This is a genomic window from Dysgonomonas mossii (assembly GCF_004569505.1).
GTDB lineage: Bacteria > Bacteroidota > Bacteroidia > Bacteroidales > Dysgonomonadaceae > Dysgonomonas.
The window spans coordinates 569,182-588,979 of sequence record NZ_SPPK01000002.1; the positions used below are offsets into that span (position 1 = coordinate 569,182).

The window sequence follows — 19,798 nt, forward strand, 5'->3', positions numbered from 1 at the left end:
TTTACAAGTTCTTAAAATCTTGATTTGCCTTCGCAAAGTCGGAAGGAATCCCTATGTCGATAAAATAACCATCTTGCACACAGCCGTAGAATGGAATATTGTTGATATGCTTTTCCATCACATCTTTTTCGAAAGAAAATTTTTCAGGAAGGCTTAATGTCTGAAATAGACTTTTGTTTATTACGTACACTCCTCCATTGATTAATCCCTTTGCGCAATGCTGTTTCTCGTTAAAGCGAATGATGCGTCCTTCTTGATTTAGATCGACAGAACCATAACGGTCAAAATCTGTCATAGGTTTCAATGCTAGGGATATTATCGCTTTCTTTTCTTTATGAAACTCTGCTAACAGAGTAGTATCTACATCAAAGAATGTATCTCCGTTGAAGATAAAGGCTTTATCTGTTTCTACTTTGTCGAATGCCAACTTGATTGCCCCGCCTGTTCCTAAGGGTGAATCTTCTACAACATAAGATATCTTGAAAGGGTATGATTTGCCGTCGAGCCACTGTAGTACAACTTCCGATTTATAACCCAATGAAAGAATAAGGTGATCGAATTGCTGATTTTTTGCATAGTTGAACAAGTAACTCAAAAATGGTTTTCCGGCTACTTCGGCCATGCATTTCGGAACATCATTTACTACCGATTGTAAACGGGTGCCCAGCCCTCCGGCTAATATAATACATTCTTTCATTTTGCTGTTTTTGCTATTACTGCTTCTTTATATCTTATTGCTTATACTTCTTTGCTTCATTTTTATTTTGCTCTTCGCATATAGCTTAGGCATATATACGTAATATTTATAGAACATGAAATAGAAGAATATGATGTATAATATGAGATTTAAGTCGATAAGTCCTTTTACATTCAGCGCCAAGGTGTATACAAACATCGATATGGCAACCATATTAACACCCCAGTCTTTTGTTAAGCTAAGTTTTATGATATATAGCTGATATACGAAAAATCCCAGAGTTCCTATTATTCCCGAGAAGAATAGAAGCCGGCTATATCCCACATCGGTACCAAAAAATGTGGCTGTTCCTTGCCCTATGATCAGTTCTGAGAATTTTGTCGGTATCAAAAACATCTGAGATAATCCACTTGAAGACTTCGTTTCTAATCGCCCGTGTACAAAGAGGTTTGTAAACAATTCGAAAGCCCAGTCAGTAAAGCTCGAAAAGTAAAACATTGCAAAAGTATATCCGGCAACCATCAGGAATGCCGCAGCTATGACAAATGTCTTCGCTTGTTTCTTCACTGCCCTGTTGTCCCACAGATACAATACCGCAATAAGAGCAAACCCCACCGCCATACCTACAATCGTTGTACGAGCCATAAACAGACCGATATAAAAAATAAATACGTACAATGTAGCCAGTATAATAAACTCTTTGGTAGTAAGTTTCATTCTCATAAAGAGATAGGAAAGTAAGATAAGGGCAATACCACTGATTGCTCCCGCTCCAAAGAACCCGATGCCATATCCCAACAGGCGTTGCCCTCCGGCCTCCTCCATGATTTCTTCAGTGTACTCTCCGCCTTCCATCTGTAAAGATATTAGGAATTCTTTAACAGGATCGCTTATGTACATCAAAAATGCGCAAAGAGACTGTAATGCGATGGCTCCGATAATGTATAAGAGAACAGTGTTGAGGGTAGGTTTTTTATGTATCTTAAATATAAGTAACATAATAATATATGCTGTAAAGAACCAGGCAATCCTACTCTTTACATAGTCGAAGCTAAATCCTCCGTCATCGGCTCCATTGTACCATACCGAAGTGTAAAAAATCAGAAATAAAGCAAAAGTGGCAACCATCACATATACAACTTCCCGAAATGGAAAACGATGATAGGCATAGATAGCTAGTCCGATCAAACCCGATAGAGAAATGAAAGATGAGCCTCGTACATCCAAAGCCTGTGGATAAATATAATAGAACGTTACCAATAAAGGAACCAACATTGGTAATACCTGTTTCAATTTAGGCATACACTTTATCTAAATACTAGTTTGTAAATAAGGGACTTTTTATATCTGAGTCTAAAAGTACACTTTGTATAAAAAATAGCCAAATCTCTTGATGTATAATTTCTTTCATCGTATAAAGATGAGGCTTTCATCTTCTTTATTACTTTCAGACCTAAACGAGAATTTGCACACAGACGTAACCATGTAAGCGAAAGAAGCTTCACAAGATAATTTTCGTCACAGAAGTCTTTGTCTTTATTCAGTTTGAGTAAGGAAACCATAAATGCTTCACACTTGTCAAGATAGTCGAATGACGATTGTAAAGGAACACATTCTGCTACAGAAGTATAGATATTTATAAAGTCGTCATTGGTAGGTAAGCCCAAATGCTTGCAATGTATTTTAAACACCTTCTTCTTATTCTCTGTTTGCAGTTCTTCGTGCAAAGAGGATACCTGTTGCTTATGCACACGATACAGCAACAAAGGCTCATTCAGATTTCCCAACTTTGTTTTGTACATAGCTTCAGACCATAATGCATAGTCTTCGACATGTAAATACTCCGGCTCAAATTTTAATCCCAATTCGGTAAAGACTCTCTTGCGAATCATTACCGCCGGATGGCATATTCCCGACCGAAAAAGCATATATCCTCGCAGCTCCCGATCGTGTGTCGGGCTATGGTTCAGATCTTTTTTACTCGGATTTTCTGATCGGAAGGCATAAAACTGTGAACTTACTATATCATGATCGGTATGTTTCTCCAAAAATGCGACTTCCTTTTCGATGCGAGTAGGCAAGGAGATATCGTCAGCATCCATACGTGCTATATAATCACCTTTGCACAGCAAGATACCTTTGTTCAATGTTTGTATTAATTTCAGATTCTTTTCATTGGTGAAAACACTTATCCGAGAATCTTTTTTTGCCATAGCCTGTAATAATTCTCCTGTTCTGTCAGTAGAACAGTCATTTATGGCTATAACTTCAAGGTTACGATATGTTTGATTTAGAATCGAATTGATCGATTCTTCCACATACCTTTCTACATTATAGCAGGGTATTAATACAGAGACTAAAGGTTGGCTCATTTTTTATTTGCTACTATTGTGTTAAAGACAGCGCCATAACTGTCTACCATTTTCTCTATCGTAAAATTTGCAAGATATGATTGTCTTGCACACTCAGACATGCTCTTCTGGATGTTTTCATCAGATAAAATATATTGTATTTTTTCTTCAAAGATAGAGGCTTTATTCTCTACCGCAAAACCATTCTTCCCGTCCAATACTTCTGTAATACCTCCTACAGCAGATGCAACTACCGGAACTTTGAATGCCAGAGCTTCAAGTATCGACATTGGCAACCCCTCGTAGTTGGATGGTAATATAAAAACATCAGCGTATCTTAAATAAGTAAAAGCAGAATGCATTTCACCCAAACAAAATACATTGGGCGGCAGTCCCTCTATTTCCTCTTTATTGCCAATCCACACAAAGGCATATTGAGGCATTTCATGTGCTATATCCAGAAATAAATCGAATTTCTTTTGTTTCGATATTCGCGAAATACACATGATTGTTTTGGGATAATCTTTTTTTATACTCTCTAACTTTTCAGTCAGAGGATCTTGTTCAATTTTGTTTGTCAGATAGTGATCTGCAACGCCATTGTATATCCTTCCTACGTTTTTACAGATATTTTCCTTCTTCATCATATCCACATCGTATTGGCTCACTCCAATGATGCGGAATGCTTTGTGCTTCAACAATTTTTCGATAACTAAGAATTTCCGAAAAGCAGTCCTTATCGAATCAAATCCATGTACAGTATATACAATTGTTTTACGACCGAAGACTAATCGCCCGATCGCTCCCATCTTGGAAGAGTGCAGATGCACAACATCGGGTTTGTATTTGATACGATAGTAGAATAATTTCAATAAAAGCATTATATCTTTTATTGAAACCTCTTTACAATGATTGTTTAGCTTAATGCGGGTAAAATTATCTCCCAAATTACTCCAGGCTTCGCCATTACCTCCATATAGGAGAAAGAGTTCGTGTTCAGAACTGAATTTTTTTACCAGGTCTGCAACTATAGTCTGGGCGCCGCCATATTCAGAAACCGTAATAACCTGGAAGATTTTCATGTAATTATCTTGTAGAATTGTTTGCTCTAACTGTTATCACCATTCATGCAAAGATAACATTTTTTATATCTTTTGTGTTACATCTCTCTGTTTTATGACAATAACAAGACTATATCACGAAGCTAACGCTAATCTTTTCCACTTGTAATATCCCATTATAGAGACAACGAAAAAGATAAAAAATAAACAGCCCGACATAATATCATGTTGAGCAAAGAGTAGGATACTTGAAATTAAATTTGCAGGAATTACCAATAGCCATTGTTCTACCCACTTTCGGGAGATCATCCACAATGCTACAATGTTGAGGGAGGTAGTGAGAGAGTCTCCAATCGTGATATATATGTTATTGGTACTAAACGAAATAAGGATGCCATAAATAAATATGGCTATAAGTGCTACTCCGATTATTATAGGCAGGGTGTAGCCTTTGGTGGCGTGAGAGATGATCTCATCTCCTGTTTCTGCATCTCTGTTGCGGAATATCCATATCAGCCAGCCATATATAGATGCCCCGAAGAAATAAATGTATATACCCATGCTGGCATATAGTTGCGTACTATAGAATATATAGATATAAAAAGCTGCCATGACGATACTTGCAGCCCACATCCATACATTGGCTTTGTATTCTAAGTAAAGGAAAATAAGGCCGATAATGGCTCCAACTATACTGACCCAATTATTTTCTATAAAATATTCTATCATTGTTGTATATAAAATTGTGGGATGTTTTACTGCATCCCACAAAGTAAATCAAAATATATCAAAACCGATATCTTATCTTGCCCATCACGTTAGCTCCCGCTTGAGGAAATAACCCTTTATAAACTTGTTCTGTTCCATCTGCAAACTTATATGTATCCACCCATGCATTTGCATTATACTTTACATTTGTCAGATTGTTGATAAAAAACTGAAAATCAAATTTCCCTACTTTTTTGGCATCTAAGGTGTACGAAGCAGCAAAGTCAGTAACGAAATAATCTGACAAGCGGTTATCAGGGTTTGACGTATTGTCGTAATACATTCTTCCAACGTACTTGTTGATGAAAGAGAAGCTTATATCTTCTTTTTCGAATGGCTTGAACGTAACCGTAAAGCTGCCGACAGTATTTGGTGAAAATGAAATGTCGGTAGATTTGAATGTTTCTGATATCTGCCCCAAGCTATTCCAGTCTGTTTGATTGTCGTAGTAAGGATAGTAAACAGTGTGATTCTTTATCTTGTTACGGCTCAGGGTCAAGTTTCCGGCTAGCTGTAGCCAATAGTTAGGCGTATAAGACAATGCCAGTTCTATTCCTGTACGATAGCTGTCGGGTACATTTTCTTGCAATTTATAACCAACATCGTTCAATTTTCCGGTCTGTACCAATTGGTCTTTATAATTCATGTAATAAAGATTGGTACTAAAAGCTATTGTCGCATTCGCATATTTGTAACCCAGCTCATAGTCGTACAATCTTTCGGAAGTGATGGGGATTCCTCCTTCTTTGAGAGATTCTTTAAGGTCGGCACGCAGAGGCTCTCTGTTCGATATACCCAACGATCCGTAAATCTCGTTATAATCCGCAAAGCGATAAGATACTCCCCCTTTTGGATTAATAAAACTGTAGTAGTTTTTGCTTGACAGATTTGTAAGATCATCATCGATCCCTTTCATCCGATAGTCTACATAGCGTTCTTGTACTTCTGCGAATATCGACAGATTGGTCATCGGTTTGTATTCTGTTTTCAGGAAAACATTCATGTCTTGTTTATCTGCATCATTTCTATACCATTCGTAACCAGCAGGTATATTCTGGTTGAATTTTACCCAGAGCAATCGACCATAATGAGTTCCATCATAATAGCTATACATACTCCCTAAGGTAAAATCAAACTTCTCTTTTTCCCATTTCAGATTTACCCCTCCTACATACAAATGATTCATCATCAGTTTGCGACGTATAAGATCTGATTTTTTGTAAGTAGTACCATCTACAGTCTGATTTTCGAGTCCGAATTCTGAAAATTTACGCCCTGTTTTATAATTTTCGTAATACCCATAGCCATGATTATAACTCAAGTTTACATTCAATGTCAATGCATTTGTCAGATAACGGGTATAGATCAGCTGTCCGATATTCGAATAGTAGTTATCCGTTTCGTTATCATAATAGCGTGTATTGCCATTGTCGTCTTTATATTCCCCTGCCGGATTGTATCGCCTGTTTATAGCCAGCATGCTCGGATCGATACCTTCCCATGTAATGCCGGTATGCTGTATTCCGTTCATATAAATCAGCCGTATCAGTTGCCTGTCGGAGTAGTGAGACAATGCGGCATAGATATTCTTATGGTCTACCTTTCCGTTACGGATATACCCGTCACTCTTTACGTAAGAGTATCTTGCGTCTAACGACAATCCGCTTTTCATAATGCCTGTACCTGCTGCTCCCGACAATAATAGTGTATTATATTGTCCGTAGGCTGTAGATATGTCGGCATAGGGTTTGGGTTTTCCTCCCAGCGTTTGCATCGAAATACTAGCCCCGAAAGAGGCCGCACCGTTGGTAGATGTTCCTACTCCGCGTTGGACTTGCATACTTTGCAATGAGTTTGATAAATCCGGCAAATTGACCCAGTATACTTCCTGACTTTCAGGATTATTCAGCGGCATCCCATTCAGGGTGATATTAATACGGTTGGCATCAGTTCCACGAATGCGAAACGAAGTGTTCCCTACTGCCGTTCCTCCTTCTGTATACGAGACTACAGATGGGAGGGTTTGCATTATAGCCGGAATGTTTTTTGCGGCGTTGTCTCCTTTTAGTTGTTTTTCGGTCAGACTAGAGTATGCTACCGGAGCATCCTGACCTACACGTGTTGCAGACACAACAACTTCATCTAGTTTTATAACTTTCAAACTATCTGCTTTTTGTTGTGCGAAAATCCCCATTCCATTTATCAATATTATGGAAAGAGAAAGAAAGACCTTTTTCATTTAAGATATAAATTTTGCCAGACATACGTAAATATGTCCTGATGTTAAACAAAAAAGGGGTTTGATAAGATAATTTCCCGAATGTTAAAGATATGCGTGTGCGCAATTGCATATTTCTCTATCCCTCCGCCGGCATTACCCGGATCAGGTTTATGGGTGTGATCTCAGCCCGTTATTTTAAGGCACCCCTAAGATTTCGTTGTCAAAGATAGATATTCTATTTTGATATATAACAAGCAGTCACTTATAAAAGTTTTCTATAACTATTCTTCCCGATGTTACAAAACCTCATTTTCATAGTCATATATATAAGATAAAATTATTTAACTTTGTCACTAAATTATTTAATTATGAAATACTATATGAACAAGCTTTGCGTAATCTTATTGACTCTCCTCATTTTAGTCGGATTTTCGTCGTGTGAAACGGATGATTATATATCAAGGACAAATCTCAACTGTGAATTCCAATCATATACTAGTAAAACTGGATTTTTCTCAAGTAATGGAGGAGGCAGTTATACTTTCAATGATTTGCCCGGTCTTGGAAATGGCTCTATAATTGGGATGGAATATCAAGGAACCGAATTGGTTATCACCGGTGATTTGCGCTATGGAGATGTTATTCGTGATTTGTATATCGATGTCGAAGGGATGACTCCTTTTCTTTTTTCGCCAAAGATAGATGTATTGAAGGATTATGAGGTAATGGTATTCGATACAGCTAAAGATCCTGAATTTTATGATTTCATGAATAGTGTTATGCGCAGATTCTACAATCAAGGGGGGATAAATGTTATTGTTGATGGATATCTCACAAATAGAGCTGGTATTCCTATTAATGGTACGAAAATAGAGATATATCTTAAAAGTTATCTTGATGTAAGATTGCGGGAATGATAATATCTGTATCCGACTATCTCTCTGAGATACTACAGATAGATCAAACCAATCTATCGCTAAGAAATAAATATATCTGCCTCAAACAGATATTGGAAAGAAGCTGCAAGGAAATCACTAAAGGTGAATCTTTGCAGTTTCCTTCTTTATTTTCTCGGCTGGTCTTCATATCTCAAAAGTATGATTTGCCTAAGCGTATAGAGTGGCGGTTACATACAATCCGTATCAGAAGTTCTTTTCTGCAAAGAGATGAGAATAATCTGGTTACGCCCAAACAATACGACGATGCTAAACAAAGCATAGAGTTGTTTTATGCATTTTTGCAAGGAGACCATAGCCTCGAAATACCCGAAGGTGCCGAACAAGAGGATAAGAAAAGCTTACCGCTGGATAGGCTGCGTGTGCAGGTGCTAGATATAGATAAAGAAAACCAGTTACTGATCTGTCAACCCGAGACTTTTCCTCAAGAAACATTAGCAGTAAAATATAATGTGTCTGCAAATGAGGTATTCAATCCTACTATCGATCGTTTGTGGATTGGCGCCCAACTAAATCTGATAGATGTGAGAAAGGATGGACACGGCTGTTACATTCCTTCCGTATTTGTACTTGAGCCCGACTATCTGATCGATGCTTCTGCAATGGCAGAGTGTTTTCAATCGTATGGTAATTCTCACTTGCATTACTTCCGCAGAAAGTTTGAGCCGAATGCGAATTCTCATTATATACTGTTAGGAAATTTGGCAAACTTCTTTCTCGACGAGCTTATCTATGCCGAAAATCTCCGAACTCTGAAGTTTGAAGATGTGTTTCTAAAATCTTTCCGTCAGATGCCCTTCGAATATGCATCATGCCAAGACATAAAGGATAATTTGGATTTTCGTAACTTCATGTCGAGGGCAGAGAGCCAGTTCAACAATATCCGACGAGTAATAATAAACGATATGCCCACAAATGGCTTTGATACTACCCTGTGTACATTAGAGCCTTCCTTCTTTTGCGAGAAATACGGTTTTCAAGGGCGGCTCGACCTGTTGCAACTCTCCGATGAGGAGGATGGCGCAGACCGTATCATAGAATTAAAGTCGGGTAAGCCACCTTATCCCCGTGAAGATGTAACAAAGATTGCTTCGAACCACGAAACGCAGACTGCTATCTATCGGCTCATGATACAAAGTGTATTCAACAAAGATGCACGTCATATCTATCCTACGATCTTATATTCGAGTGCTGACAATGCCGGAGAGAATATCCGTTTTGCAGCCAGATACCAACGCTTGGAGAAAGAGATTATCAATACTCGCAATCTGATTGTGGCTACCGAACACGACTTGTATTCGGGCGATGTGCAAACGGTAGAACAAATTTTCAAAGAGCTCTTCAGTTTAGATAATTATGGTAGAGCACCTCAGTTCTTCATAGATAAGCTAAAAGAGTTGGAGGACGTTCTTACTAAATCATCTCCATTAGAAAAGACATACGCCTATCGCTACATTAACTTTGTGGCAAGGGAATTATACTTGCAAAAAACAGGAGATGAGAATTTTGATACAGCAATGAGTGTCTCAGCCCTGTGGAATACAACTTTCTCCGAACGCAAAGACGCTTTGGATCTGATCTCTGATCTCGAGATAGAAGATATAGACGACAGTGGTCGGGATATGGTGATCCGATTCAATCGATTAGCCCCTCAAGATTGTGTGAACTTTCGGGTAGGAGAAATCTGTATCTTATATCCGAAGAAAGATGAGGAAGATACGGTACTCACCAACCAAATACTAAAAGGCTCAGTTGTAGAAATATCATCTCATTCGGTAACCCTCCGTTTTAGATACAAGCAGCGAAACAGAGCTTTCTTCTCTCGTTACAGGCTTTGGGCGGTAGAGCACGATAAACTCGATCATGGGTATAATGCCATGTATAAAAGCCTGTTTGGTTTTCTCTCTGCTCCTGCCGATAAGAAGGAACTCTTGCTCGGACTTAAAGAGCCGAACTGTATCTCCCATGAGAACCGTCCCGACAAAGAACTGACTCAAGAGGAGAGGGGCGAAAGCGTTATAAAGAAAGCCTTGTCGGCTGATGATTATTTCCTTATCGTAGGGCCTCCGGGTACAGGCAAGACGTCCATCTTTGCACGGGAACTCATCGAGCGTCTTCATGCAAAAGAAGATAACAACATCCTTGTTATGGCATACACCAATCGTGCTGTAGATGAGTTATGTGCTGCTATCTGTCAAGCATTTTCAGAAGATGAATCCGTGTGTGACCGATATATCCGTATAGGTTCGGAACTATCATGCGGAGAGCCATATCGACATCGACTGTTGCAGAATATCTCATGTAAAGCTACAAACCGCAAAGACCTTTTGCAGGCAATCGCCTCAACTCGGATATTTGTAGGAACATTAGCATCTATCATGGGTAAGCCGGAACTATTCGACCTGAAACATTTTGATGTGGCAATTATCGATGAGGCTTCACAAATATTGGAATCTCAGATAATAGGACTGCTTCCTCTGTTTGATAAGTTTATTATGATTGGTGATCACAAGCAGCTGTCTACTATAACATTGCAAGATGAATCCAGATCGAAGGTCGATAGTAGCATCTTAAATGATATTGAGCTTTACGATTGCCGTGAATCTCTTTTCGAACGGCTGTTCCGTATTTGCCAAAAACAAGGATGGACACATGCCTATGATACACTTACATATCATGGACGTATGCATCAGGATATTGCACGTCTTGTAAATCCTCACTTCTATGACAATATATTAAAGATCGCAACCGAAAGGCAGCAAGCTGATTTGAATTATCCTTCTTTTGATCCGAATGATTCATATCAGACCATGATATCAAACAAGCGGGTTTGCTTTATCCCTGTCAGAGAGATAGATGATGCAAGTGTATCCGATAAAACGAACGATGCCGAAGCCGAAATTGCTGTCTCCTTGTCAATCGCTTTACTGGATATCTACAAGGCTAATAATCTTCTTTTCGACCCTCAAAGAACGCTTGGTATTATCACTCCATACCGAAATCAGATAGCCCTGATAAGGAAAAAGCTCGAAGAAACAGGTATTGCCGAATTGTCTGATATTATGATCGACACTGTAGAGCGTTATCAAGGTAGCCAGCGTGATGTAATTATACTTTCCTTCTGTTTCAATAAACCTTACCAACTCAAAAACTTTTGTAGTATGAACCGAGAGGGAACAGTAGATCGTAAACTCAATGTTGCTCTTACCCGTGCACGTGAGCAGCTCTTTCTGATTGGTAACGATTATATACTGCACCAACATCCGATATACAGGAAGATACTACAACATATTACATAAATTCTCTATAAAAAGGTGACAGATGTCACTTTTTTAATTTCAGGTGTAAGTAATTGGTGGATAGTTTTATATGTTGTATTTTGAATGTAAAAGGTGACAAAAGTGACACTATTTCATTGTTTTTCTATATGTAACCTTTTATTTATTTCTGCCTTTCGCTAAAGACCGGAATAATGGGGAACAGTATCCGAATACACCTTACTATATAAGATAAATAGAAAGAGATATGATAATAAAAAAAGCTGTTTGAAGAGCAAAATATAGTTTTACTCTTCAAACAGCCTCTTCGCTATTCCTAGATTGCTTTGCTTATATTAGTGCTTTTCTTTCAATGCTTCGAAGATTAAGCCTGCTATCTCTTCTGCCAACTCAGGATTGTCTTTTATCACTTCTTTTGCCGACTCACGTCCTTGTGCCAGTTTGGTTTCATTGTAGCTGTACCACGAACCGCTTTTCTTGATGATACCAAGCTCTGCACCAAGGTCTATGATCTCTCCCGAGCGAGAGATACCCTCACCGTACATGATATCGAATTCAGCCTTGCGGAAAGGAGGTGCAACTTTATTCTTTGCTACCTTCACGCGTGTCTGGCTACCCCTTACCTCATCTCCGTCTTTCAATTGTCCGATACGGCGAATATCAAGGCGTACAGATGCATAGTATTTCAGGGCATTACCGCCGGTAGTTGTTTCGGGTGAACCGAACATAACACCGATCTTGTCGCGCAACTGGTTGATAAATATACAGATGGTGTTTGTTTTGTTGATCGCAGCAGTTAATTTCCGCAATGCTTGCGACATCAAACGAGCCTGTAATCCCATTTTTGAATCGCCCATCTCGCCTTCTAGCTCTGCTTTAGGAGTCAGTGCGGCAACCGAGTCGATAACAATGATATCGATAGCCGAAGAACGAATCAATTGCTCTGCTATTTCGAGAGCCTGCTCACCGCTGTCGGGCTGTGATATATATAGGTTTTCGATGTCAACTCCAAGTTTTTCGGCATAAAAACGATCGAAGGCATGTTCAGCATCCACAAAGGCTGCTATACCTCCTGCTTTTTGTGCTTCGGCTATAGCATGTATAGCCAGGGTTGTTTTACCTGACGATTCTGGACCGTATATTTCGATCACTCTGCCGCGAGGGTATCCACCTACACCAAGTGCAGCGTTCAGGGCTATAGAACCTGTAGAAACAACAGCTATCTCATCGATTTTATCATCGCCCATTTTCATTATCGAGCCTTTTCCGTAGCTCTTCTCTATCTTGTCCATTGCAGCTTGCAGAGCTTTCAGCTTCTCTGTGTTTGGGGCTGCTTTTTTTTCTTTTTCTTCTGCCATTATTTCTCTTTGATAATTATATGAAACTTTTATTTATTTAGATCTAATATTTGTTGAGCGTGCTCTTTGGTTTTTATTTCCTTCGGAGTTATTATTTGCTCTATAATGCCCGATTCGTTTATCAGGAATGTTGTGCGAAATGTGCCCATGTATTTACGTCCGGCAAGTGTTTTCTCACCCCATACACCGAATTGCTCCACAAGCTTTTTGTCTGTATCGGCAATCAGCGGAAAAGGCAATTGTTGCTTTTCTATAAACTTCTGATGCGATTTTTCGTTGTCGACACTAACGCCCAGTATTTGGTAACCGGCTTTTCTGAGTTGCGAAAAGTTATCCCGCAAACTACAAGCCTCAGCTGTACAGCCCGGGGTATTGTCTTTCGGATAGAAATATAATACAAGCTTACTCCCTTGATAGTCGGATGCTTTTACTTCTTTTCCGTCTTGATCGATTCCTAAAATTTCAGGTATTTTATCTCCAACAGTAAGTGCCATATTTATATTGTTTTATTTTTGTATATAGAATGTCTTTTCGTATTCGCTTTTTTTATCTCTAACATTGTTTCTCAGGTCAATAGCTTCGTTCGATATATCTGTAAACTTAGCCGATGCTTTGTTGTACACTATAGCGTCGGTGTTTGCATCATCGCCCAGTGTTCCCAGATGTTCCAGAGCAATAACCTTGTCTTTTACAGCACTGAGGTATGCCAGTACTGCCAGTTGGTAACTCTCTCCTCCTTTGTATATCGGAGTCTCTTTTACGGTCGTCAGGTATTTATCGATTTCCTCCAGAGTTTCTATTCTGTTTTTCGTGAGGTTAGCATTCGATTTTTTATCCCACACATCTTGCACCAATTTTTCATATCTGGAGTATGCTGCATCGCTGTAATTGACGGCATCCAGTAATAAATAATTGTAATGCGTTTTCGAGTCTCCTTTGTTTGTCTTTTCTACAACACGTTTTGTTACCGTCTGGGCATTTACAATTGTAACTGATCCCAGCATTGCCACTGCAATGAATAAATACTTTTTCATACTAAGGTGTGTTTTGTTTAGTTTGTATATTAAGATTGAAGGATTATTTCACTTCAAACCATTTGTCGTTGGCCGGAGGTATATAATCTTCCATTTTTTTCAGCAAACTGCCAATATTAGCATCTATCAACAAAAGATCAAGATATTCATTTTTTAGGAAACCATTTTTGATCATTGTTTTCGACATCGTAATAAGCGGATCATAATATCCGTTGGTATTCAATACTGCTATCGGTTTTTTGTGTAATGCCAATTGAGCCCAAGTAAGCATTTCAAATAATTCGTCTAAGGTTCCGTATCCTCCCGCTAGAGCGATAACTCCATCGCTGATCTCGTTCATTAAGGCTTTGCGTTGGTGCATTGTTTCTACGATATGAATCTCTGTCAGGTTGGTATGCTCCAACTCCTTACTTTTCAGAAATTCGGGTATAACACCTATTACTTCTCCACCCTCGCTTAGTGCGCCATTGGCTACATATCCCATAAGTCCTACGTGTGCACCTCCATATACAATGCCGTAGCCTTTTTGCGCGATTGTTTTTCCGAGTAGGGTTGCTTGTTCTGCAAAGATTTTATCTGAACCTGAGGCCGAGCCGCAGAATATTGATATATATTTCATTATTAATTTATAAAATTAAAAATCCAAAGAAATGTATGGATACATACATTCGCTAAAGAGTTTCCAGCAAAGATGTTTTGTCAATGCAATGTTTTCGTTTCGCTTATCTTATCATAGCAAAGATAATAATATTATTAGATAAAAAATGATATGTAAACCTGATGTTGAAAACTATTTTATCAGAGAATTAGATCAAAGACTGGCATTACTTTCTGCTTATTTTGTAAGTTTACATTTTCTATTTATAAATACGCTCCTGTTATTTTATAAAGAATATTACTAATGTGCATTAAATTAAAAATGAGGATGAAATATATATTAATCACAATTATAGCCGTATTGTCTTTTTCGGCTTGTCAGACCTCCCGTCAGGTGGGAGCAGGTATTTATGGTTGGCACAATGTAGCCGTAACCGAAGATGTGGAAATTTATACAGATACCCTCAATCTGAAGCAAGACGGAGCAGTGTCTTACGCCTACGAAAAACGAATATACACGTCTGCCGAAGCTCGTAAGGCCTATGTGGATAAAATAAGAGACAGGTATGTGGCGATGAAAAAGCCGGAAAAGGCGGAGAAGTGGAATGATTTCAGTTATTGTATTTATTATAGTATGTACGATTGTTCAAACAGAGGCTTTAGAGTCTTATCTGTAGAAGATTATGACTCGTCAGGTAAACTGATTCAAAAAACAGTCACATCCAAAAATAAACTGAGATGGCTAGAGGTGAATGCCAAAACTGTGGGTGATTACACTTTCTTCTTTGTTTGCGATTACGGAAAGTGATTTCGATGATTGATAATAGGATTTTGCCGAATGCGGTCTACTGGTCAGTCTTATTCTTTCTCTCTGATACGAACCAGCCTCATTATAATCTTATTGGGATCGTCTTTATCTAAAATGGTTAGGACATCGTCTTTTAGCACAAACGTTTCTGTCCTTTGTTTTCCCATTCTATCCGTAACAGTAATAAGATTGTTGTTGATAGTATAAAAGCCTAAGCATTCTGTTTTGCTGACAAGACCATTCGTTTTTATTTCCAGATACATAGAATCTCGGTCTATCTTCAACTCCGGAGCTACGATGGTATCTCCGTTTACTATAATGGCAGTGTCACGGTTGTGTTCCATTTCTACAGCCCAACGCCCCTCCAATGTAGGTTGAGTGCTGCATGCCATCAAGATAGTTAAGAATGAAAAACAAAAAAGTAAATGTTTCATCAATATACGGCTTTAGAGGGGTTGAAGGTAGGAAAAAATAATCAGAATCTATATAAAATGATTTTGCATTATAAACTTTCTTAATTCAAAAATCAGGCCTTATTCATTGTGTTTAACTATACTAAAAAAGGAATATACAAGTTATTTAAAGTAAACAAATGCATTTAATTGATTGTTATCATTATAAATATCTTATATTTGTTAATAATAGAATTATATAACACATAAATTACAGCACATTATGAAGGGATTTATTTTAGGTTTAGCTGTAGGTGCACTAGGTGTATATGCAGCATTGAAGCTATCCGATGAGGAAACAAGGGAAGAATTGCGCACAAAGGTAAACAACGCTACGGATAAAGCGAAGTCTGAGTTAGACTATGGGTTGGCTGTAGGCAAAAGCAAGGCTTTGCGTGTAGGCGTAAAGGCAAGGCAAGAAGTAAGAAAAGGAAAACAAAAAATAAATGAAGTTACCGGTGAGGTAGCAGGAAAGCTGGCGAACGAATTGTCGGAAATAGAAGCAAAGGCTAAAGCAAATGCAGCAAAGGCTTAACTCCGTTTGTTTTACAATATAAAGAAAGAGATAATCGTATGGTTATCTCTTTTTTTTGTGTAAACAGCTTTATCTGTTTCTGTAACATGGGGAAATATTTCATATATTTATATTTCGAACAAAAATTGCACAATGAAGAAAATTGCTATCACCGGTGCTGCCGGAAACTTAGGAGGGCTCTTAGCTCAGGAACTTCAACACAAAGAAAATCTACACCTGAATTTACTGATACATAAAAAAGATGTAGCCGAGAACCTGAAAGATAAAAACAATGTATCTGTATTTCGGGTCGATTTGGCAAGCCTCAAAACATTGGGAGACGCATTAGCCGGAGTTGATGTGGTTGTACATTTTGCAGGGGTTTTGTTTAAGGCTAATCCCGAAAAGTTTTTGCCAACTACAAACACTCTATACTTTAAAAACTTACTCGATGCAGCTATACAGCAGAAAGTGAAACGTATAATACTGATTAGTTTTCCTCATGTTGAAGGAGAATGTACTCCCAATAATCCCGCAACAGGGCACTTGGATGGAAATCCAGAATCGATGCATGCCCGTACACGTCTTGAAGAAGAAAAGCTCTTGTTCAGCTATGGTGACAAATACGGTATAGAGGCTGTTTCTCTGCGGGTAGGAATGGTCTACGGCAAGGGGATACTAATGATAGATGCTGCACAGTGGTTTGCTCGACATTGGCTTTTGGGCGTGTGGCGGAAACCTACATATATTCATCTTATTTCGAAAGTGGATTTTGCAAATGCCACTATTGCCGCAGCCCTAAAGCCTGATATCAAAGGGATATATCACATAGGTGACGAAGGAGTGCAAACCTTACAGCAATTCTTAGACGATATTACTGCTTATAGCGGGAATCGCAAGCCTTGGCGTATGCCTGTATGGATGATAATGGCTGCAGCAAAAGGGTCGGAACTATTTTCATCTTTGTTTGGCACACAGAGCCCTCTCACCGTAGACTTTGTCAAAATAGGGATGGTTTCATACTATGGTGATACCCGTCGTATGAGAAACGAATTATTGCCCGAGCTGAAATTTAAGACTTATCGGGATGGGATAGAGCTGTTTTGACGATTGGGGTTTATCTGATTTCTTTTCCGAAAGGAACAAGAGCTAAATGTATCAGTTTAAAATGCTGTTTTCCAAACGGAATGCCTATTATTGTGATACAGAGAAGAACTCCCCAGAACAAGTGTGTAAGGGCAATCCAGAATCCTCCGATTATGATCCATATAATATTCATCACCAGATTGAGGCAGCCCGGAGCAGAGTCTTTCGATTCAACATGGCTTCCGAATGGCCATATTGCAAGTATTCCCAGCTTGAAAGCTTGTAGTCCGAAGGGAATGCCGATGATGGTCAATAACATAAGAAATCCGGAAATGAAGTATTCGATGGCTATCATAAAGCCTCCGCAAATCAACCATATTATATTCCCTATTGTTTTCATACGTAACTTGTGCTTAAAGGTATTTAAATAAGATAAATAAAATCAGTTGAACAAATATAGCAGGATTTTGTAAAAGCAATGAGATTATTCTGACTTTTTATGGAGCGAATGTCTCGTTAATGAAAAATAATTTGTTTTTTTGTGGTAAACATGGAACGAATGTCTATTAGATTGATAAGCCTTGCCGGTTTTATTTTTGCTTTCCTATTCTTGGTTAGTTGCAAGCCCTACAATAGCGATGAGGTAAATAACCAGATGATACAAGGAAAGTGGCAGCTTGTGGCTGTGGAATCGAAAAAGAATGATTCGGCAAGCCTTGACCTGAATCAGCAAGATGTATATTTATACTTTAATGGAAATAAGTGTACGCAGGAAATTGTCGGACTTGTAAAGTCGGACTATACCTTTATAATACATAATTTTACACTGATGTTGTATAAAGATTCTGTATTCGATAATAAGCTTGATATATACACTTTAACTGTCGACTCTTTAGTCTTTAAGCAAGGAGGAGACAGGTCTCTAAAATATAAAAGAACAGGGCTGTAAGTTTGCCTGTTCTTCTATAATTTGTGTATGTAAGTGTATGATGCTTTTTAGTCTATCCTTCTGAGAAACCTTCTCATTTCGTATATTATATCGGGTCTGGCATCAGTCCTGAACTTGTTGAAGCTAACGAAAGAATCAAACTCTTTATTCGTAGATGAATCTGTTCTTTTTTTCCAGTCTGTAATCCAAAGGAAAGGTGCTGTAGGTACATAATTTCCAAGTGTATCAACAGCATTGTCTACAAAGTAATAAACAATATCGTCAACGATTTTTACGGGATATTTACCTGTGATTTGTACACCATCATTATCCGGATCAAGGAAATCTATATTTACAGATGTCTTTCCACTTCCTTCATCATTGAACGTATATGTGTTGCCTTTCAGCTTAGCCAGCGTTTCTTTCGAATAAGTAGCGTCGTATACCCCATTAGCCAATAGCTGATAATCATATACTTCCCACTTTCCGAGTAGGCTGCTATATTTACCCTTAACATCTACTTTCTCCATATTGGGATGTATATTCGGTGCTTTTTCTATATTTCTCATCGATCTGCCGTCTCTGATCTTATAGCCATCTACCGTAAAGTATTTGAATACCGTAAAAGCCTCCTTGTTTTTATAAAATATAGAGATTGTTTCGGTATTTACAAAAGAAGTATCTCTCCCGTTATGTCGTGTAACATTCATGGTGATCAGACCATCTTTTACATCGTAAGTACCTTTATCTATAAGCTCATCCAGTACATTTGAGTTTTCGAATGTGTAAACGCCTTTCGAGTCTATATAGAACTTGTTTATAAATCCGTCATAATCTACTGATCTGAAATTTGGATATGCCGATTCGGACCCATCTTCTTTGACTTTAATTACTTGTTTCTCCGAGTTATATATTTCCCATGTGCCCAATAAATCATCTTTAGTAAGGTCGGATGGAGTAATTGTTTCTGTATTGGTATCCGGTTTGTCAGGAGTATCGCTGTTGCAACTGCTTAATCCTATAATAGTACATATTAAGGGAAAAATGCAAAGTAGTTTTTTCGTCATTATCATTTGGAGAACGTTTTGTATAGTTTATGCCTGTTTGCTGTGCAAAGATATAATAATATCTGCAAATGAATGAAATGTATAGCTTTGTTTTTGCTTTATTTAATTGTATTCTATCGTTTTAGCCTCTATGGATAGATTAAATGTATTTTTTTGTAAATTATTATTTAGGTATGTTAAGGTGGTTTTATCGACTCAAATTCTGCCTCTTTAATATGAGCGGATAAGAAAAATCATAATCGGAAACGTATAGTGTCATTATTCCGTTTTTGATGGATCGTATTTGTAACGACAATTTTTTTGGTGTAAGTTTTTTCGCATTGTTGTTTTGTAGAAATTCAAAATAAGTAATATCGATACTGTTATTTTCAATCAAATACTTTCCTGTAATATTGAAAAGAATGACTCCGTCCATCGATTCTCCTAAATGAAAAGTATAATTATCCTTGAATATGTATATATAAGGATATTCCGTCTCTGAATATTGCCTCGGCTTGTCAGTTTCTTTTACTTCTACCCATCGTCCGGCAATGTCGCCTTTTGTGTAAGAAACATCTTGTCCAAAAAGGTGAAGAAAAGAGATCGAGAGTAAGCAGAATAGGATAACCTTTTTCATACTACT

20 protein-coding genes and 1 riboswitch are annotated in these 19,798 nt (G+C 38.1%); of the genes, 6 read left to right on the plus strand and 14 right to left on the minus strand.

The features are described 5' to 3' along the window. Nucleotide 1: 1 nt before the first annotated feature. The 6 genes from E4T88_RS07790 to E4T88_RS07815 form a co-directional block, all read right to left on the minus strand. Complete coding sequence (locus E4T88_RS07790) at nucleotides 2-697, minus strand: nucleotidyltransferase family protein (protein WP_135104895.1); 696 nt, start codon at nucleotides 695-697, stop codon at nucleotides 2-4. A 27-nt stretch (nucleotides 698-724) separates the two neighbouring features. Next, on the minus strand, nucleotides 725-1,999 hold the full coding sequence (locus E4T88_RS07795) for a hypothetical protein (protein WP_228093816.1): 1,275 nt from the start codon (nucleotides 1,997-1,999) through the stop codon (nucleotides 725-727). Nucleotides 2,000-2,004: 5 nt separating this feature from the next. After that, entirely contained in the window at nucleotides 2,005-3,069 is a 1,065-nt protein-coding gene (locus tag E4T88_RS07800; protein WP_135104896.1) for a glycosyltransferase family 2 protein, read from the minus strand. After that, nucleotides 3,066-4,130, minus strand: a complete 1,065-nt coding sequence (locus E4T88_RS07805; RefSeq protein WP_135104897.1) for a glycosyltransferase — start codon at nucleotides 4,128-4,130, stop codon at nucleotides 3,066-3,068. Before E4T88_RS07805 ends, E4T88_RS07800 begins: the two co-directional genes overlap by 4 nt. A 114-nt stretch (nucleotides 4,131-4,244) precedes the next feature. Next, nucleotides 4,245-4,838 (minus strand): nicotinamide riboside transporter PnuC, encoded by a 594-nt coding sequence (pnuC, locus tag E4T88_RS07810; RefSeq protein ID WP_135104898.1) that lies wholly within the window; start codon nucleotides 4,836-4,838, stop codon nucleotides 4,245-4,247. A gap of 58 nt (nucleotides 4,839-4,896) precedes the next feature. Then, complete coding sequence (locus tag E4T88_RS07815; protein WP_135104899.1) at nucleotides 4,897-7,116, minus strand: TonB-dependent receptor; 2,220 nt, start codon at nucleotides 7,114-7,116, stop codon at nucleotides 4,897-4,899. A gap of 104 nt (nucleotides 7,117-7,220) precedes the next feature. Further along, nucleotides 7,221-7,316, minus strand: a riboswitch (TPP riboswitch). 150 nt (nucleotides 7,317-7,466) lie between these two features. On the opposite strand from E4T88_RS07815, the gene E4T88_RS07820 reads away from it, so the two are divergent. Together E4T88_RS07820 and E4T88_RS07825 are read left to right on the plus strand one after the other, a co-directional pair. After that, nucleotides 7,467-8,015, plus strand: a complete 549-nt coding sequence (locus E4T88_RS07820) for a hypothetical protein (RefSeq protein ID WP_135104900.1) — start codon at nucleotides 7,467-7,469, stop codon at nucleotides 8,013-8,015. Then, nucleotides 8,012-11,353, plus strand: coding sequence for an AAA domain-containing protein (locus tag E4T88_RS07825; RefSeq protein WP_135104901.1), 3,342 nt, complete (start codon nucleotides 8,012-8,014; stop codon nucleotides 11,351-11,353). Before E4T88_RS07820 ends, E4T88_RS07825 begins: the two co-directional genes overlap by 4 nt. A gap of 314 nt (nucleotides 11,354-11,667) precedes the next feature. Here E4T88_RS07825 and recA read toward each other — a convergent pair whose 3' ends face one another. Genes recA through E4T88_RS07845 form a run of 4 tightly spaced genes read right to left on the minus strand, consistent with a single transcriptional unit; the run spans nucleotide 11,668 to nucleotide 14,343 of the window. After that, nucleotides 11,668-12,690, minus strand: coding sequence for a recombinase RecA (gene recA, locus E4T88_RS07830; RefSeq protein ID WP_135104902.1), 1,023 nt, complete (start codon nucleotides 12,688-12,690; stop codon nucleotides 11,668-11,670). 29 nt (nucleotides 12,691-12,719) lie between these two features. Then, nucleotides 12,720-13,184: a thioredoxin-dependent thiol peroxidase gene (bcp, locus tag E4T88_RS07835; protein ID WP_135104903.1), complete on the minus strand. Its 465-nt coding sequence runs from the start codon at nucleotides 13,182-13,184 to the stop codon at nucleotides 12,720-12,722. A gap of 12 nt (nucleotides 13,185-13,196) precedes the next feature. After that, complete coding sequence (locus tag E4T88_RS07840) at nucleotides 13,197-13,724, minus strand: hypothetical protein (RefSeq protein WP_135104904.1); 528 nt, start codon at nucleotides 13,722-13,724, stop codon at nucleotides 13,197-13,199. Between the two features lie 43 nt (nucleotides 13,725-13,767). Beyond that, a complete protein-coding gene (locus E4T88_RS07845) occupies nucleotides 13,768-14,343 on the minus strand; it encodes an LOG family protein (protein WP_135104905.1) in 576 nt (191 codons plus the stop codon). Between the two features lie 306 nt (nucleotides 14,344-14,649). Here E4T88_RS07845 and E4T88_RS07850 point away from each other — a divergent pair, with 306 nt between their 5' ends. Continuing rightward, nucleotides 14,650-15,129: a surface-adhesin E family protein gene (locus E4T88_RS07850; protein ID WP_135104906.1), complete on the plus strand. Its 480-nt coding sequence runs from the start codon at nucleotides 14,650-14,652 to the stop codon at nucleotides 15,127-15,129. A gap of 50 nt (nucleotides 15,130-15,179) precedes the next feature. On the opposite strand, the gene E4T88_RS07855 is transcribed toward E4T88_RS07850, so the two are convergent. Further along, on the minus strand, nucleotides 15,180-15,563 hold the full coding sequence (locus E4T88_RS07855) for a hypothetical protein (RefSeq protein WP_135104907.1): 384 nt from the start codon (nucleotides 15,561-15,563) through the stop codon (nucleotides 15,180-15,182). A 241-nt stretch (nucleotides 15,564-15,804) separates the two neighbouring features. Between E4T88_RS07855 and E4T88_RS07860 the strand changes: the two genes are divergently transcribed. Both E4T88_RS07860 and E4T88_RS07865 read left to right on the plus strand, forming a co-directional pair. Then, nucleotides 15,805-16,116, plus strand: coding sequence for a hypothetical protein (locus E4T88_RS07860; protein WP_135104908.1), 312 nt, complete (start codon nucleotides 15,805-15,807; stop codon nucleotides 16,114-16,116). Nucleotides 16,117-16,248: 132 nt separating this feature from the next. Further along, complete coding sequence (locus E4T88_RS07865; RefSeq protein ID WP_135104909.1) at nucleotides 16,249-17,202, plus strand: NAD-dependent epimerase/dehydratase family protein; 954 nt, start codon at nucleotides 16,249-16,251, stop codon at nucleotides 17,200-17,202. 10 nt (nucleotides 17,203-17,212) lie between these two features. Here E4T88_RS07865 and E4T88_RS07870 read toward each other — a convergent pair whose 3' ends face one another. Then, nucleotides 17,213-17,581 carry a YccF domain-containing protein gene (locus E4T88_RS07870; RefSeq protein ID WP_135104910.1) on the minus strand — a complete coding sequence of 123 codons (369 nt, stop codon included), beginning with the start codon at nucleotides 17,579-17,581 and terminating at the stop codon, nucleotides 17,213-17,215. A gap of 159 nt (nucleotides 17,582-17,740) precedes the next feature. Here E4T88_RS07870 and E4T88_RS07875 point away from each other — a divergent pair, with 159 nt between their 5' ends. Then, nucleotides 17,741-18,130 carry a lipocalin family protein gene (locus E4T88_RS07875; RefSeq protein ID WP_135104911.1) on the plus strand — a complete coding sequence of 130 codons (390 nt, stop codon included), beginning with the start codon at nucleotides 17,741-17,743 and terminating at the stop codon, nucleotides 18,128-18,130. A 47-nt stretch (nucleotides 18,131-18,177) separates the two neighbouring features. On the opposite strand, the gene E4T88_RS07880 is transcribed toward E4T88_RS07875, so the two are convergent. Together E4T88_RS07880 and E4T88_RS07885 are read right to left on the minus strand one after the other, a co-directional pair. Beyond that, nucleotides 18,178-19,182, minus strand: coding sequence for a hypothetical protein (locus E4T88_RS07880; RefSeq protein WP_135104912.1), 1,005 nt, complete (start codon nucleotides 19,180-19,182; stop codon nucleotides 18,178-18,180). A gap of 181 nt (nucleotides 19,183-19,363) precedes the next feature. Next, the gene (locus tag E4T88_RS07885) at nucleotides 19,364-19,792 is read right to left on the minus strand and encodes a lipocalin-like domain-containing protein (protein WP_135104913.1); all 429 of its coding nucleotides are present in this window, start codon (nucleotides 19,790-19,792) and stop codon (nucleotides 19,364-19,366) included. Nucleotides 19,793-19,798 lie beyond the last annotated feature (6 nt).